This window comes from Carboxylicivirga sp. (assembly GCF_982718395.1).
Genome location: NZ_CEXQWX010000045.1, coordinates 1 through 18,758 on the forward strand (window position 1 = coordinate 1; position 18,758 = coordinate 18,758).

At 36.9% G+C, this 18,758-nt stretch carries 9 protein-coding genes; all 9 read left to right on the top strand.

The window, feature by feature from the left end; all coding sequences use genetic code 11:
* On the top strand, positions 1–1,775 hold a 1,775-nt coding region (locus AC4MRQ_RS10410; RefSeq protein WP_491197611.1), incomplete at its 5' end, for a hypothetical protein.
* Between the two features lie 177 nt (positions 1,776–1,952).
* On the top strand, positions 1,953–5,999 hold the full coding sequence (locus tag AC4MRQ_RS10415; RefSeq protein ID WP_491197612.1) for a hybrid sensor histidine kinase/response regulator transcription factor: 4,047 nt from the start codon (positions 1,953–1,955) through the stop codon (positions 5,997–5,999).
* 296 nt (positions 6,000–6,295) lie between these two features.
* Positions 6,296–8,416, top strand: a complete 2,121-nt coding sequence (locus AC4MRQ_RS10420) for a beta-L-arabinofuranosidase domain-containing protein (protein WP_491197613.1) — start codon at positions 6,296–6,298, stop codon at positions 8,414–8,416.
* A gap of 32 nt (positions 8,417–8,448) precedes the next feature.
* Entirely contained in the window at positions 8,449–9,576 is a 1,128-nt protein-coding gene (locus AC4MRQ_RS10425; protein ID WP_491197614.1) for an aldose epimerase family protein, read from the top strand.
* Positions 9,577–9,580: 4 nt separating this feature from the next.
* Positions 9,581–11,413 (top strand): glycoside hydrolase family 2 protein, encoded by a 1,833-nt coding sequence (locus AC4MRQ_RS10430; RefSeq protein ID WP_491197615.1) that lies wholly within the window; start codon positions 9,581–9,583, stop codon positions 11,411–11,413.
* A 412-nt stretch (positions 11,414–11,825) separates the two neighbouring features.
* Positions 11,826–12,386, top strand: coding sequence for an RNA polymerase sigma factor (locus AC4MRQ_RS10435; RefSeq protein WP_491197616.1), 561 nt, complete (start codon positions 11,826–11,828; stop codon positions 12,384–12,386).
* A gap of 302 nt (positions 12,387–12,688) precedes the next feature.
* Positions 12,689–13,816 carry a FecR family protein gene (locus AC4MRQ_RS10440; protein ID WP_491197617.1) on the top strand — a complete coding sequence of 376 codons (1,128 nt, stop codon included), beginning with the start codon at positions 12,689–12,691 and terminating at the stop codon, positions 13,814–13,816.
* 81 nt (positions 13,817–13,897) lie between these two features.
* Positions 13,898–17,389 (top strand): SusC/RagA family TonB-linked outer membrane protein, encoded by a 3,492-nt coding sequence (locus tag AC4MRQ_RS10445; RefSeq protein ID WP_491197618.1) that lies wholly within the window; start codon positions 13,898–13,900, stop codon positions 17,387–17,389.
* Complete coding sequence (locus tag AC4MRQ_RS10450; protein ID WP_491197619.1) at positions 17,389–18,687, top strand: RagB/SusD family nutrient uptake outer membrane protein; 1,299 nt, start codon at positions 17,389–17,391, stop codon at positions 18,685–18,687. Before AC4MRQ_RS10445 ends, AC4MRQ_RS10450 begins: the two co-directional genes overlap by 1 nt.
* The last annotated feature ends 71 nt before the right edge of the window (positions 18,688–18,758 follow it).

An 18,758-nucleotide genomic window follows, 5' to 3' on the forward strand; every position in this document is an offset into this window, starting at 1 on the left:
AATACATAATTGCAGATCATGTATGGCGTTCACCGGCCTTAATATGGACTGCTAAGGATAAAGAGTTAGTGCTTATTCCGGATTTGAACCTTCGAAATGCAGATGAAAACAGATGGTATCTGGATATGGATGTTCCCGGTAAAACCATGACTATCGGAATCAGTGATTACAAGGTAAAAGAACATGTTTTGTTTCATAAAAAAGAAATGACATTCAAAAAGGGTGTTTCAAAACTTGCCTTTTATTTGCTTGTAAATGAGGGAGGAGAAACTTTAGATAACCCATTTAAAACAGCTCATGACTTTTTATGGGAACAATATGGAGAAAAAAGTTATAACGAACAGTGCAAGTCGAAAACGAACTTAGACGTTTATTGCAGGTATGCTTATGACTGGGCCTTTAAAAACTGGCCTCGTATGTACCAGGAATTTGAATTGAATGGCAAAACGGTAGGAGCTCCCCAATTTATTATTAATTATACTGGAAGTCCAAATTATGAAGGAGAGTATAATGTACGTGAAGTACCAAGTATATGGAACCAGGCATGGTTTTGCTCTTTAAGAAGTGCGGTTGGTTTATATAAATATGCCAAGAGGACTAATAATGAGTTTTTGTTGGATAAGGCGAATAAAACGAAAGAACTGGCCCTTTTATTTCCACAGGATAATGGATTATTCCCGGCTGTAATAGCTTGTGATGTTGAACATGTTAAAACAGATAAAGGCACTGTCAGACAGCCTTTGGGATGGGATACTTACTATTTTACCAATTCGAACCGAAACCACTGGAACAGAAGCCTGAGTAACAAAGATCGGACAAAGTCGCCCTATCAAACAAACGATATGGCCGTTACAGGTTATCAAATGCTGAGATGGTATAATGAGTGTGAGCAAGATCCAAAACTTGTTGAGTATTGTAAGACTTTTGCGGATAAACTATTAACCTATCAGGATAAAGATGGATTTTTCCCAACATTTATTGATGTAAAGACCCAGGAGGTTATCGATATGTTGAAGCAAAGCCCCACAACCGCACTTCCATCCATTTTTTTAATTGAATTATTTAAGATTGAAAAAGATGAAAGATATTTAAAAGCAGCTTTAAGCTCTTTGGATGCCATGTTGGTTGATGTGGTCCCTCAAGGTCAGTGGGAAGATTATGAAACCTATTGGTCTTGCTGTACCTGGGGTAAAGAATTTATCGACAAAAAAATTCCGCGTAATAACCAATACAAACAAAATACTTTATCAATGTATTGGGCGGCCGATGCACTATTAAAAGCCTATGAAGTAACCAGTGATGAAAAATATATTAAAGCCGGGGAAAGGGTATTAAACGAACTGAATATGTATCAGGCGGTATGGCAACCAAATTATATGTATGTAGATGTTGTTGGTGGGTATGGTGTGATGAATGCCGATGGAGAATGGATTGATGCCAGACAATCAATTATCGGTAGTTTGCTTATTCAGTATGGTAAAACCCTTAATAACGACCAGTACATTAAAAGAGGAAAAGCTGCGCTGGTTGCTGCTTTCAGTATGATGTACTGCCCGGAAAATGTTTCAAAAGAGCAGTGGGAAAAAGTATATCCATTCTTTAATGAAAAAGATTATGGCTTTATGATGGAAAACTATGGTCATAATGGTTACACAAGTCCGGATGGAGAAGGAGTAGGTGTATTTACCATTTACGATTGGGGAAATGGTTTGGCCGCTGCAGCATATAACGATGTGGTATCACAGTATGGGATAGACTTTTTTGAAAAGTACTAAAAGGTAGTATTTAATAGCAGTAAAGATTATGAAGATGTCCAAGCCAGGGCATCTTCTTTTTTATATCTGCAACTAGAATTATAATTCATTTATACACAAAATAACTATCACGTTCTTCTCTATAGATTGAGTTTATAATCGTAAATTTATTCCCTTAACCTAATAGCAAGTTTCATTGTGTTAAGGATTATCTCTATAATTGTTTTATTCTATTTATCCAATCTGGCTAATGCTGCTGAGCAATTGTTCTTTAAGCACTATACCTCTAATCAGGGATTGATTCATAACACGGTTAATGCAATTACTCAAGATGGCGAGGGCTTTCTTTGGTTCGGAACGGAAAATGGTTTGTCGCGTTTTGATGGACTAAGTTTCAAAAACTACTCTTACAACTCAGAAAAACAGCATGGTATTCCCTTTAGCCGTATTCAGCAATTAACTTCTGATAAAAATGGGGTCCTGTGGTTAAAGACTCAAAATGGGATAATAGCTCGGTATGATGCGCATCTTGATGGATTTCACCATTATGGTCAGCGCAGCAATTTGTTCCAGAATATCCCGGCAAATATCTTTGGAATTTACCCAACTTCTGATGGACGATTGTGGTTGTGTACGAACAAAGGATTGTATGAATTTGATTATGATACTAAACACTTCGAATTGTCTCAACATTTTCAGGCACTTTTTCAGGATAACGGGGTAAGCATGCTTTTGTGCGATCGTAACGGTGTTTATTGGATGGTGGTCAAAAACCAACTTTACCGCATCGAAGATTTATTTGGTGAACCACAAGCGAAAAGAATATCAATCGATAGTGAGAAACAAATCAACCTGCGCAGCATGGTTGGTATGATTGAAGGGAAGGATGGAACAATCTATCTGCTTGTTTCAGGTTCGGGACTTTATGTTCTTAATCCTATTACCTTAAAAACAGATTTTATTGGCGTTGAAACAACACCTCTTGCCATTAACAGCAATAACTTACGTGGGCTAAGTTCAGATAAAGAGGGGTGTGTTTGGATAGGTTCTGAATTAGGCATTAATGTATATGATCCGCAAAACCAGACTATGGCTTCTTACAAGCAGGACTTTAATGATCCGGCAGCCATAAATGACAATGCTGTTTATGCCATCTTTAAAGATCGGCAAGACAATATGTGGATAGGAACATACTTTGGTGGAATTAATCTGTGGCCCAGTCAGGGAAATCATTTTAAGTTCTACAGAGCCGGACCTGCGCCCCATTTCTTAAGTGGTAAAGCCGTAAGTCAGATAATTGAAGACGATATGGCTAATCTTTGGGTTGGCACAGAAGATGGTGGAATCAGCTATATGGATACTGGATATGAGCAATTCACACACTATAAAAGTAAACCACATGGCTTGAGCTACATTAATATTCATGCATTACATCTGGATGCAGAAGATAATTTATGGATTGGCAGTTATACAGGTGGACTAAACAAATATAATCATAGTACATTCACTTATTATATGCCAAATGAAAAGCAAAGTATACCTTCTAATTCTGTTTATGCCATTTATAAAGATAAAAAGGATAGTCTATGGGTTGGTACTACCGGAGGTTTATGTATATACCATTCAAGTGATGATCTTTTTAAGCGAGTGGATGATTTAATAGGCCACCTTTTTATTTATGATATTGACGAAGATGTGAATGGCAATTTGTGGGTTGGAACCGAAGGCAACGGATTATTTTTAAGACAAAAAGAGGATACTCTTTTCAAACCATTACATGAATTAATAAAAGATTCAATTCAAGCATTACCTGACTATATCAATGATATTAGCATAAGTTCAGATGGCAGTATTTGGATAGGTAGCCGATTTAATGGTTTATTCCATATTGATAGAGAAATTAAACAGATTAGGCAGTATAACCATCAACATGGTATGCCGGACAACACAGTATATGCAATTGTTGAAGATAATAATCAAAGTCTTTGGATTACAACTAACAATGGATTAGTGCATTTAAACCCTGTAAATGGACAGATGCGTGTTTTTACAACTAAAGATGGTTTACCTTTAAAGCAGTTTAACTACAAGTCGGGGTATAAACATAGCAATGGAACCCTATATTTTGGATTGGTGAATGGGATGATTGCTTTTAACCCATCAAACATTAAATTTAATACTGATGTGCCTGAAATAAAGGTAGTAAACCTATTGATTCAAAATAAGTCGATTAAGCCTGGTGACGAAAGTAACATTCTGAGTCAGCCAATTTATAGAACCCCAAAAATTGAGTTAAACCATAGCCAGAACGATATTGAGTTTGAGTTTGCATCATTAGATTATACTTCGCCTGAAGCCAACAAGTTTGCATATCGTCTGGAGGGTTTTGATAAAGATTGGATTGAAATTAGTAATACAAATAAAGCCAGCTATACTAATATTCTACCCGGACAATACACTTTCCATGTAAGAGGAAGTAATAATGATGGTGTATGGAATGATGTTGGAACCAGTATAGAATTAATTATTCATCCTCCGTTTTGGACGAGTACTTGGGGCTATCTACTCTATTTTATTCTGTTTTTAGCTGGAGTTTGGCTTTATTGGCATATAAGAAATATCCGTCAGACCGAGAAAGCAGCCTTAGCTTATGAGCGCATTGAGAAGCAGAAAATAAAAGAGCTTAATCAACATAAGCTTCGCTTCTTTACAAATGTATCTCATGAATTTCGAACTCCGCTGAGCCTCATTATTGATCCTCTTAACAAGCTTAAAAGGATGGAAATGAATGCAGCCATGGCTAATATTGTTAATTTGGTTGTTAATAATGCACAACGCTTGAGTACATTAGTCAACCAATTATTGGAATTCCATAAAGCCGATTCTGGACAGTTTGAGCTGGCAGCTGGTCAAGCTGATATAAGCCAGGTTTTTGAGTCCATATGCCAGCGCTTTATCACTCTGGCGGAAATGCGACAAATTAAATTTGAATCATCTTGTTTTCTGGAAATAAATGAAGTTTGGTTTGATGAGAAGGTGCTTGACAGCATTATAAGTAACCTGCTATCAAATGCTTTTAAATATACGCAGGCAGGAGGTCTGGTATCTGTCGAGTTGCGCTCTAAACCGGATAATCCATACTTATTAGATATCACTGTGGCAGATACCGGAAAAGGTATAACAGAAAAGGATCAAAAGCGTATTTTTGAGCGGTTTTATCAAGCCGACAATGATGCAGTTCATGAGTCTGGTAGTGGCATTGGTCTGGCGCTCACTAAAAGCCTGGTAGAACTGCATGGAGGTACAATAAAGGTGACCAGTGAAAAAGAAAAGGGATCCGTTTTTAGTTTGTTAATTAATGTTTCAGATGCCATTCAAACAGTAGATGCAAAAAAACAGTCAACGTACGAAACCGATCTCAATATAGTTAGCCTTGATACAAATTCACTTACAGACAATGAAACAACAACAATAGAATCATTTAATAAAGCCCGGCTTTTAATTGCGGAAGATAATAATGAGTTAAGTGAGTATCTAACTGAATCTCTCAAAAGTAATTATGAAGTTATACAAACCGCTAATGGTTTGATAGCTTGGGAGAAGATTATCGAGGATATGCCTGAAATCATCATCAGCGATGTAATGATGCCTGAGATGGATGGCTTACAGCTATGTAGAAAAGTAAAAGAGGATATTCGCACTAGTCATATTCCTATTATCCTTCTCACAGCACGTTCAGGTGTTCAGCACTACTTCGAAGGCCTGAAACAAGGAGCTGACATTTATCTTGAAAAACCTTTTAATACGGACATTCTTTTGCGTCACCTCTCTAACCTGCAAACGTTAAAGCAAACCTGGCAAAAACGGTTTGAAGCTGATCTTGGAATTGAGGTGAAAGAAATAACACGATCTAGTCGTGATGAGGACTTTTTAAAAAAGACCATTAAAACTGTGTATGAGCATCTCTCTGATTCAGATTTTAAAGTAAGTGACCTGGTTAATTTGATGGCTATGAGCCGTTCATTATTGCATTTAAAGCTAAAAGAGATTTGTGGTCAATCTGCTTCAGAATTTATTCAGTCCATCCGCCTTAAAGAGGCGGCACGCCTGCTCAGCAATGATCAGCATAGTATTATGGAAGTTGCAGAACAAACAGGCTTTAATGATCCTTCCTATTTTAGCCGTAGCTTCAAAAAGCATTTTGGTCAAACGCCTAAATCCTATCAACAAAATAAAAAAAGCTGATAATAACTCTATCACAAGACCATTGTTAAGCTTGTTTTATCAACCATAAATCAAATCGTTTCGTGTAAACATTACGTTACTATTTAAAGTCTGAAATAATATTTCTATAGAAAATATCTCTTCTATTATTCGTAATATCAATGTTTTAAACATGAGTGCCATTTATTTGGAAGAAAATCCAATTCTTCAAAATCGCTAACTCCTAGCTTTGTGTTTATTGAGTTTTATACTAACAAATGAATACAGCTTAATACATTGAGATAACCGATTAATTCAATTAATAGCACCATAGAATTATGAATAAAATCAAAACTTATTTTACTACATCACTACTTGTCTTGGGTATTTTTAGTTCATGCTCAAACAACACCAATGTAGAAATTACCACGCATCCCGACATGTCGGTAAAAAATACAAATTATGTGAGTAATCGGGCTCCGCTAAAGCCTAGCGCTTTTATAAAACTACCGGTAGGTTCAGTTCAGCCGGAGGGCTGGGCGAAAGAATACCTCATTCGTCAGCGAAAAGGATTAACCGGTCATCTTGGCGAAATCAGTGCCTGGCTTCAAAAGGAAGATAATGCCTGGTTATCATCAGATGGAAAAGGCCGATGGGGCTGGGAAGAGGTTCCCTATTGGCTAAAAGGGTATGGTAACATCGCCTATATCCTTAATGATCCTGCAATGCTTAAAGAAACAAAAGTATGGATCGAGGGCGTATTAAATAGTCAGCGTGAAGATGGTAATTTCGGCCCTTATCATGGCGGTAAAAACGGACAGGATTTTTGGGGCAATATGATCATGCTGTACTGTTTGCAATCTTATTACGAATATTCCAGTGATGACAGAGTCATTGATTTAATGACAAAATATTTTAAATATCAATTAGATTACCCTGAGGAGAAATTCTTAAATTCTTATTGGCAAAAGCGCAGGGGCGGCGATAATTTGCATAGTGTTTATTGGTTATATAACAGAACCGGAGATGAATTTTTATTGGAACTGGCCAAAAAGATTCACAGATGCACGAGTGATTGGACTGGACGAGATCATGCAATTAAAAACATCCATAATAAACGATCTGCTCGCGATGGAGCTCCATATCCTGATTGGTTCCAAAAGCAACCTGACTGGCACAATGTTAATCATGCTCAGGGGTTTCGTGAACCAGCCCAATATTACTTATTAAGTCATAACAAAAATGACTTAAAAGCTTCATATGAAAACTTTGAAATTATCCGTGAACATTTTGGACAAGTGCCTGGAGGTATGTTTGGTGGAGACGAAAATTGCCGTCCGGGTTATAATGATCCACGCCAGGGTATTGAAACTTGTGGTATTGTTGAGCAAATGAACTCCAATGAACACTTGCTGCGTATTACCGGTGATCCTTTTTGGGCCGATCATACCGAACTATTGGCATTCAATACTTATCCGGCAGCGGTGATGCCTGATTTTAAGTCATTGCATTATATCACATCTCCCAATATGGTTTTGTGCGACTCAGAGAACCATCATCCGGGAATTGATAATGGCGGGCCATTCCTGATGTACAACCCATTCAGTTCGCGTTGTTGCCAACATAACCACGCCCAGGGATGGCCATATTTCTGTGAAAACCTCTGGATGGTTACACCCGATAATGGATTGCTGGCAGCTATGTACAGCGCCAGTTCAGTTACAGCTCAAGTCGCCAACAGACAGACTGTAACAGTTCGTGAGCAAACCAAATATCCATTTGAAGAACAAATAAAATTTACAGTTGAAACTAAAAATGCCGTTGAGTTTCCTTTATACTTAAGAGTACCTGCATGGTGTGACAGGGCTGAAATAAGTGTAAATGGAGAGAAGCAAAATGTAGAAACCAAACCTTTGTCGTATATAAAACTAACAAGAAAATGGTCTGATAATGATGAAGTAACACTTACACTCCCAATGGAACTGAAAACTAAAAGGTGGGAAAGAAATCATAACAGTGCCAGTATCAACTACGGACCATTAACCTTTTCTTTGAAGATTGATGAGATTTATAAGCGAAAGGATAGTGAATCAACTGCTATTAGTGATTCACGTTGGCAAAAAGGTGTGAATAAAGAGCAGTGGCCTTCATGGGAAATCCATCCAGGCTCAGCGTGGAATTATGGTTTGCTATTCAATACCAACAATTTATCATCATCTTTTGAAATTATAAAACAAGATTGGCCGGCTGATAACTTTCCTTTTACACCTGATGCAGCTCCAATTCGAATTAAAGCAAAAGGGAAGCGTATACCTGAATGGCAACTTGACGAACATAGATTATGTGGCGAATTAATGGATAGTCCTGTTAATACGAGTGAACCAATAGAAGATATCGAGTTAATACCAATGGGCGCAGCACGTCTTAGAATCAGTTCATTTCCAGTTGTCAAACAATAATCACTTGCTTATTTTACATTAAAAACTAAGACATGAGACAAGTACTTTTTATACTTATAGCAAGTTGCATACTATCATCTTGCATCCACAATTCTGAGCAAGCTATTAACATCTTTCCGGCAAAAAACTTTTCAAAAACAATTGACGGAAAAGAAGTGAAACTCTTTACTCTCAAAAATGCCAATGGATATGTAGCACAAATTACCAACTATGGCGGACGTGTTGTAACGCTTTGGACACCGGATAGAAATGGTCAGTTTGAAGATATAGTTCTTGGGTATGAATCTATTGATGGTTACCTTAATAGTAATGAGATATATTTTGGTGCTTTAATCGGGCGCTACGGTAACCGAATTGCCAATGGTAAATTTAAGCTTAATGACATGGTCTACACCCTGGCAACCAACAACGGAGAAAATCATCTTCATGGCGGTGTTGATGGCTTCAATAATGTTGTATGGGATGCTAAACTGCTCAATCAACAAAAACTTGAACTAACCTACCTGGCTAAAGATTTGGAAGAAGGTTATCCGGGCAATCTGAACGTAAAAGTGATATACACGCTAACCGATGCCAATGAACTAAAAATAGAGTATTGGGCTACAACAGATGCGCCAACTTTTATTAACTTAACTCACCATAGTTTCTTTAATCTGCATGGGGCCGGCAAAGGCAGCATTAATGACCATGTACTTTATATTAATGCCGAACAATATACACCGGTTGATGAGGGATTAATTCCAACTGGTGAGTTTTTGCAAGTTACAGGTACACCAATGGATTTTACAAAAGCAACAATAATAGGGCAACGTGTGGATGAGGATTATAGACAATTGAAATATGGTTTAGGCTACGATCACAACTGGGTGTTGAATACAGCTGGTGAGTTGAATAAATTAGCCGCAAAAATTACAGAACCAAAATCAGGAAGAAGTATTGAAGTATATACCAACGAACCGGGATTACAGTTTTACGGAGGTAATTTTCTGGATGGAAGTGATACTGGAAAATATGGTTTAAGCTATCAACACCGTTCAGCTTTTTGTCTTGAAACACAACATTTTCCTGATAGTCCAAATCACGATAATTTCCCATCAACATTATTGAATCCCGGAGAAGAATACCATTCAATCTGTATTTACAAATTTTTAAATAATTAGAAGTATGAAAAAGACTGGATTATCTGTTGTATTGGTTTTAATGACCGTTAGCAGCCTGATAGCACAAGACGGGTGGAAGCTCGATACCAATAATATCGTCAGTAAATGGGCAAAAGAAGTAACTCCTGAAAATGCTCATAAGGAATATCCACGTCCGCATTTAGTACGTGAAAACTGGATGAACTTAAATGGTTTATGGGATTATGCCATTCTTGACAGTCGTCAGGACATGCCATCAGAGTTTGAAGGAGAAATTCTGGTTCCATTCCCTGTAGAATCTGCACTTTCTGGTGTTAAAAAGCGAATCGATCAAAATAAGATGCTTTGGTACAAACGAACATTTAATATGCCCAAAAACTGGAAAGGTAAAGATTTAGTACTTCACTTTGGCGCGGTTGATTGGCAGGCAACTGTTTATGTTAATGGTATTGAAGTGGGCACCCATCAGGGAGGTTATACCCCTTTTTCATTTGATATAACACATGCACTTAACAGTAGTGGTCGACAGGAATTGGTGGTTGCAGTTTGGGATCCAACCAGTGAAGGAACGCAAGCCAGGGGGAAACAAATAACAAAACCACATGCCATATGGTACACACCAGTTAGTGGAATCTGGCAAACTGTTTGGATAGAACCGGCTGAAAAACAGTCAGTTGCATCTTTAAAAGTTACTCCGGATATTGATCAAAACCAGGTAACGATAACAGCCTTTTCAAAACGTAAGAATACAACAGGGTATAAATTAAAAATCCAGGCCTTTGATGGAAAAACTAAAGTAGCAGATGTTAATGCTGAGCTGAATAAAAACATAGACCTTAAAATTAACCAGCCTAAGTTATGGTCACCGGATAATCCATTTTTGTATGATTTAAAAATCACGCTTGAGCGGAATGGCAAGAAGGTGGACGAAGTAAAGAGCTATTTTGCCATGCGAAAAATCAGTGTAGGTATTGGCGAGGATGGTCACGAGCGTCTTTACCTTAACAACAAGGAACTTTTTCAATATGGAACACTTGATCAGGGATGGTGGCCAGGAGGTCTTTATACAGCACCTTCTGATGAGGCTTTGAAATTCGATATCGAAATAACCAGGAAGAGTGGCTTTAATATGATTCGCAAACATGTGAAAGTAGAGCCAGCCCGATGGTACTACCACTGCGATAAAATGGGTATGCTGGTTTGGCAGGATATGCCTAATGGCGACAAAGGTGCTGATTGGCGGGGGCCTTCGGGTTACGATGGTCGTGAAATGACGCGAAGTGCACAGTCAGCCCAACAATTTAAAGAAGAGTGGAAAGAAATTATGGATAGTTTTTATCACTTTCCCTCAATTGTAATGTGGGTACCATTTAATGAGGGTTGGGGACAGTTCAATACCGTAGAAATTATTAATTGGACTATGGATTATGATCCATCTCGTCTTGTGAATGGTCCAAGTGGAGGTAATTTCTTTCCGGCAGGCCATACGGTTGATCAACACCAGTATCCCGGACCAGGTATGCCAAACTTAGACTTGCATGCACCAAATATTACCAAAGGACGAGTGTTGGTTTTAGGTGAATTTGGAGGCTTAGGTCTTCCAGTTAAAGGGCACTTATGGCAAAAGGATAAAAACTGGGGTTATCGACAATTTGATGACCGTGAGCAGTTAGTGAAGTCATATAAGAAGTTAATTGATAGAATTCCGGCTCTGATTAAAAAAGGATTGGCAGCAGCCATTTACACACAGACAACAGATGTTGAAGGTGAGGTTAACGGACTAATGACCTATGATCGTGAGATCATTAAAATGGAACCGGAACAATTAAAAACAATCAATGAGCAACTTTACGAGTAATAACAGCTAGTTATAGATAAGTGTCTCGAGATTAATAATAGTTAATGGATGGATAAAAAGCATCTGAATATCACAGTTATTTCATATCGGAATAGTGATTTTCAGATGCTTTTTTTTATGCTGTATATGAAATCCATTTTACTTCAATATGAATCTTAAAATTTTAATTGAATCTGGGTGGATGAATTCGCCTTTTGTCTATGCAAGAATAATGAACCGCAGCTAATACATTCCTTTAAAGTTATACATATTGATTGAGTGGTAATTGCAATTCACCTTTGGTTGTTACTAAAAACAGTTATATTTGGCAACATTACAACTGGAGAAATAGAATTTTTAATCTGTGGTCAATTAATAAATTGGGAATAACTAAGGGAATTGTACCATTCGATTGATATTAATCTTAATGTGGATGAAACTGACCGATGAGCATATTACTCAGTTAAATAATGGAGATATCAATGCATTTAAAGCTATATACGATGATATGTACCATTCATTATGCTTATATGGTTACAAAATGGTACCACAGGAGGATTTAGTAAATGATATTGTACAAGAGGCATTTATTGTTTTATGGAACAAACGTAAAGAGTACCACTCTATACTAGGCACCAAGTCATACCTGTATTCCATGGTACGTAATAAGATCCTTAATCATCTTCGGGATAGTAAAACAATACCGTTGGATAATAAGGTTTTTGAAGAGCCGGCCTTTGATTATCAAATTACTAAAGAAGAAACTTTTAAAATTCTAAGAGTCGCTGTAGATAAATTGCCGGCGCAAACGCAAAAAATAATAAATCTGGCGATTGAAGGGTGTTCTAATAAAGAAATTGCAGAGACGCTTGACATTTCAATTAACACAGTAAAGACGCTTAAGCGAAGAGGATTTGCCAACTTACGTGAAATGCTGAAAGATCATGTATTTGTCTTATTATTGATAGCTGAGCTGATGCAGAACCATCAATAATTAGAAACATAACTAATAGGCGGTAATTCCTGCTATTATTGATGACCAGCACCACCCGCAAAAGTTGTAATTCATAGGTGAGTTTATTATAAGAATTGCAGGCCAGACCCCCCCATTATGATATGAAAGTTTTAAGCTATAAAACGACCCTTTGAAGCTACCAGTAAACCTTAATATTCAGAAATTTTATGAGTTTGATGTTAAGTAGTTTGACAATGTTTTTAAAATAATTGCAAAAAAAGGGTTATTTCATTCACCCCACCAGACCGTTTTTGTGTATTAACACAAATCATAGATATTAAATGCGACGTTTAGAGAAATATATAAAAAAAGCAGAAACGTGGTCCACTGCAATCATTAATGAAGAATCGTTGGATGATCAGCGTGAGTTAAATGAACAACAAGCATTAACATCAGGTGATTACGTCAACTGGCGAAAGCAACAGATCCGGCAATTTGATAGTGAGCTTGCATGGAACAGATTGCTTCAACGAATTGATGGTACAAAACAACCTCTCATCATCCGTTTATTTCAAGCTTGGCAAAGCATAGCTGCTGTTATTGTAGTGGTTATACTGGGAGTGGCCGGTATTCTTCTTTTAGGTGATATGGAAAAGCAGGAGTTCAATAACCAGATTATGCCCGGTCAGTCAACAGCTTATCTTCAAATAGATAATGGTCAAAAAATAGATCTTACACAAAAAGATACCCTGTTATTATTCAAAGATACCCAGGCGCAGCTCGATGTCGGTACTATTGTTTATGATACAGAGGAAAAGGTGTCAAAAAACAATGAATACCATAAAATTAATGTACCACGTAATGGAGAGTTTTTTGTACAACTGGCAGATGGCACAAAAGTATGGGTTAATGCTGCTTCATCCATTGGTTTTTATACCGAATTTTCGGAACATACCCGAACTGTTGAACTGGATGGGGAAGCTTATTTTGAGGTAGCAAAGGATCTTGACAGACCTTTTATCGTGCGTACATCAAAAATGAATGTACGGGTATTGGGAACACATTTCAATGTTAAGGCTTATAAAGATGAACATTATACTTACACCACATTAAATGAAGGGAAAGTACAGGTAGAAAAAGGACAAATAAAGGCGACTATATTACCAAATCAGCAGTTGGTATTTGAAAACAGCAGTGGTAAAATGGAAACAAAAGAAGTGGATGCATCCATTTATTCAGCCTGGACACAAGGGAAATTTATATTTAAAGACGAACGACTGGAAACGATCTTATCAGTGCTAAGCCGTTGGTATGATCTGGATGTGTTTTACACTAACAGACAGTTAAAAGAGGAACGTTTTTCAATTCGGGTCAACCGATATGAAGATATTGAAAGGTTGTTACATCATTTGGAAGTAACGGGTGGTGTGAACTTTGAAATCAATCAACGAGCATTAACGGTCAAATAAAAAATGGGGATAGAATATTGGCAGTATCCTATCCCCGTTAGTTAAACTATTTTCTAACAATCGATTAACTATTACAAATTTATGGAAAAAAAACGAGAACACATCCGTGTTTCAGGTGAGGCACGGATAAAAATGTACAGGGTTATGAAATTATATCTATTGTTTTTCATAATTGGCGCACTTCAGGTTTCAGCCTCTGTTTACTCACAAAACGAGAAATTGAATGTGGAGGTAAAAAATATTGCATTGGCTGATTTGTTATGGCAATTGCAGGAGAACACTGACCTAGTATTTGTATATAAGACAAAGGATTTAAATGGTGCCCCGACAATTAGTCTGTCGAAAAAAGATGCTTTAATTACTGAAATCCTGGATGAAGTATTGGAAGGGAGTAATTTGGAATATGAATTGGATAACGGTGTAATCGTTATTAAACGAAAGAAGATCGAACCGGAGCTGATGCAGGATATTCAGGTACAAGAGAAAATCTCGCTTACCGGAAAGGTCACCGACGATGATGGAGCTCCATTACCTGGGGTTGCTATAATAGTTAGTAACAGCAGCGTTGGCACAATTACTGATAGTAATGGTAATTACGTCTTGAATCTACCATCTGACTTAAGAGATATGACTATTGTATTCTCTTTCCTTGGTATGAAAAAGCAGGAAATTCCTTATGCTAATCAAGAGATACTAAACGTGGTCATGGTTGATGACATGGAAGGTTTGGAAGAAGTTGTGATTACAGGTCTGCAAACAATTAAAAAAGGACGAGCAACCGGATCATTTAGTATCGTCAATGAGGAAGATTTAACGACTCAGATATCCAGCAATTTTATTGAGCGAATGAAGTCGTTAGTACCTGGTGTATTGGTTGATGAAAACAATAACATTACAATGCGTGGTGTTAATACCTTACAGGGTGAGACAAGACCTCTAATTGTAGTTGATGGGATTCCTGTTGAAACAAATTCTCGTGATAATACATTCGAAATGAACCCCAATGACATTGAATCTGTCACATTTTTGAAGGATGCGGCAAGTGCATCTATTTGGGGTATTCGATCAAGTGCCGGTGTTGTTGTGATTACAACTAAACGTGCAAAGGGTAACGATAAATTTGATGTTGATGTTATTGCATCCAGTACATGGGAACAGGCTTATGATTACTCATGGAATCAATATGTTGGTGCTGGTGAATTTGCACAAAATAGATATGATATTGCCAAGTATGATATTGAAGTTGGTGATTATTATCCTGGTAATAGTTATGATGCTGCAGGTTATATTGCTCATAAAGAAAACGAAGGACTAATTAATGGAACACAAGCTGCTCAGGAATTGGCTTATTTGAAAAGCATTAATAATATCAAGACAATAAATGATAATTATTACCGTGTTGGCAGGCAAAATGATTTACATGTGAGCTTGAGGAATGGTAGTGACAAATTTAGAAATTATACTTCTTTAAATGTTACTGATGTTAATTCAGGTAATGTGGGTGATGAAAACACCAGTTTCAACATTTTGACAAATAATGATTATCAAATTAATGACAAGTTAAGTTTTAAACTTGGTTTCCGTGGACGATATACTAACTACACAAACAATCATGTTAGTCCGGGTACTACACCTATGGATGAAGTTTGGAATGGTGATTATGTGCATATGATTGGAAGAAATGGTGTGCCACAGATAACTCAGGATCAGCTTGGAGATTATGGATTTAAAGATTGGACATACAATACTTTGCAGAATCTGCATGATAATGACAACCAAACTAAGGTATTGGATGCCAACATTAATATAAGTCTTAATTATGAAATTGCGAAAAACCTGAATTTTGCAACGACATTTGTATATAATCATCAGACTACCAGTGCCAATAATTATGCTTCTGAAGATCATTATGAATCACGTAATTTAGTTAACAGGTTCAGTGAAGTTGTAGGATTAGTTCCTGTTGGTGATGATTTTGTACCTGATTTTACGATTGTCAACAATCATTACCCGACAACAGGTGGTGTTTTAAATAAAGCAAAAGAAACCAGGGAAAATTACTCCTGGCGTAACACGCTGAGTTACTTTCTTGATTTAAATGATTTTGATATTACACTATTTGGTGGATCAGAAATTGCTGAAAGAAAAAGCGAGTATAATAGACAAACTTTATATGGCGTTGCACCAGATCTGTTTACTTATTCTCTAATGGATTTTGCAACATTAAGTGAAGGTGTTCCTGGTTATAATCACTATTTATGGCAAGTACAAAGTTTGAATAGCGGTGATAATTATGGAGAAGCTATTGATAGAGATGTAAGTTTTTTTGGTACTGTAAATTTCAACTACAAAGATAAATACGATTTATTCTTAAGTGCACGTTTAGATCGAACCAACTTACTTGTTAATGCCAAAGAATATCAAAACAATCCTGCCTGGTCAGCTGGTTTCAAAGCGAACCTGATGGAGCAAAATTGTTTTCCGAAAGAAGCTTTTAAATATGCTGAGATCAAGGCAAGTTATGGATTAACTGGTATGATTATCAAATCATCGGCTCCATGGATGATTACGATGTATCAATTTGATTTTGAAACTTTTGGATTTCCGTTGGTTGCACAAAATCCTGAAAACTTAAATTTAGGTTGGGAAAAGACCTACAATAAGAATATTGCCTTAAATTTTGGTATCAATCGTTTTGATGTTGCCTTGGAGTACTATCATAACAATACTAAAGACATTTTGTGGGATACGGATATCAGTGAAGTAATAGGATGGAGTACTGTAGAAAGAAACTCAGCAGAGGTTGTTAATAGTGGTGTGGAATTGTCGCTTGGAGCTAATATTTTGAAAGGTCAATTTAGATGGGACGCTCGTTTGAATTATTCTTACAATAAGAACGAAATCAAATCAATGAATTATGAGCCTCCGGTAAGCTCCGCGTATTCATCTTTAGCCAGAGTGGTTGGTAAACCAATTGATACGTATTATTCATTGAATTATGGCATGAATGCTACTGGTGATGCTGTTATTTATAAAGAAGACGGTACAGAACTGTCATCTGATGAATTGGCATTGTTAGAATTAGAAGATTTGGTTTACGAGGGACAAGCTCAACCAGTTACGCATGGTAGTCTATATAATGTTTTAACTTACAAAGGATGGCAATTTGATTTCTTATTCAGTTATAAATTTGGTCATGTTCGTCGTTTTAATCCGGGTGATTACTACGGTGGAACATCATATACTAAATTTATTAGTCAGGAATACCAATGGTCAGAAGCCAGTCAATCAAATTTAGTACCTCAGTTTGATGTAGCTAATCAAGAGTCAAATGATCTATTTGCATACAAGCAGAGCTCTAATACGATATATGATGCTGATGTTATTCGTTTGCAAAATATCAATCTGGCATACAATTTTGGCAATTTTAAGGGTATTGAAAATATCAGGTTAGGTGTTTCTGGTCAGAACCTTTGGAAGTGGACTGCTAATGATCTTGAGATTGATCCGGACTATGGATTATTCGATCAAGCTCGCAAAAAATGTATTGTAACACTTAATTTATCGTTCTAATGAAAAATACTATTTATATACTATTATTGTCACTGACAATATTCTCATGTGATGACTATTTAGATATTGAAACCAAGGGATTTCAGGTTCCAAAGACTGTTGACCACTTAGGTGATATGATGAATACCGGTTCTCAAACCGGGAGTAGTGCAATGGGGGGCGCCAGGATGCAAATGATGAAAAGTGATAATGTTTATTTGCCAGATCAATGGAACTTATGGACATTATACATGTATCAGTTTGATCCTAAAGTAGAAGAGTTGTTATATGATGATACTGAATTTGCTACACTATATCGTACAATATATTACAGTAATTTCGTGCTTGAGAACGTTGATTCATTTGAAGAAGGCAAACAATGGAACAGAGATGAAGTAAAAGGTATTGCATTGTACAACCGTGCTGCTGCTTACTTAATTTTGGTAAATAACTATGCTGCTCATTATACAGAAGGGAGTGAGGAATTTGGTGTGCCTTATGTCACTTCTACTTTGTTAGATCAGGATTTTCCTTTAGAAAAAGTAACTGTGATTTACGAAGCAATTGTTGAGGATTTGAAAGGCTCAATTGAATTATTGAAGCCTGATCGTATTGGACCTGTGTTACCAGGGAAAATGGCAGCATATACAATATTGTCACGGGCCTATCTTTATATGGGAGATTATGAAAATGCTAAAATAGTTGCGGGTGAAGCGTTGGCTTTAGATAGTTCATTAGAAGATTTTAAATCTGCACCAGGTTATTGGCAATCGAGAGATTATGGTGATGTGCTTCAATACAAAGATTCCGGAGCAAAGTTGTATTATGGAAGTTTGCAACCTGCCCAAGATTTACTTGACTTATATGATCCATTGACTGATGCACGTTACAATAAGTACATTGCTGATTATGGTGATTGGGGCATTTATTTCAATTATGCTGCTCCGGCTAACATTGGTGCATCAATGGGTGAATTGTATCTGAATTACATTGAAGCTTGTTTGAGAACAGATGACAGAAGTTCAGCAGAACCAAAGTTGGATAGCTTTTTAGATGCCAGATACTTTGTAGCACCAGTTTATGCAGATATGGATGATGATCAGTTACTTGATTTTATTTTAGATGAGAGAAGGCGTGAGATGACCAATTCAGGTATGCGTGTCTATGATATCAAGCGATTGAATGCTTTACACAATGCTAACATCACAGTGACACACATATACCAGGATAAAATATATACATGTGAACCATCCAGTGACCAGTTAATCCTGCCATTACCACCACAAGAGGTGCTAATTAATAACTGGGGCGAAGAATAAAATTAAAATCAAAATCAATTGACAAAAAACTGGCGATCCGAATTTCAAATTCGGATCGTATTTACTAAATG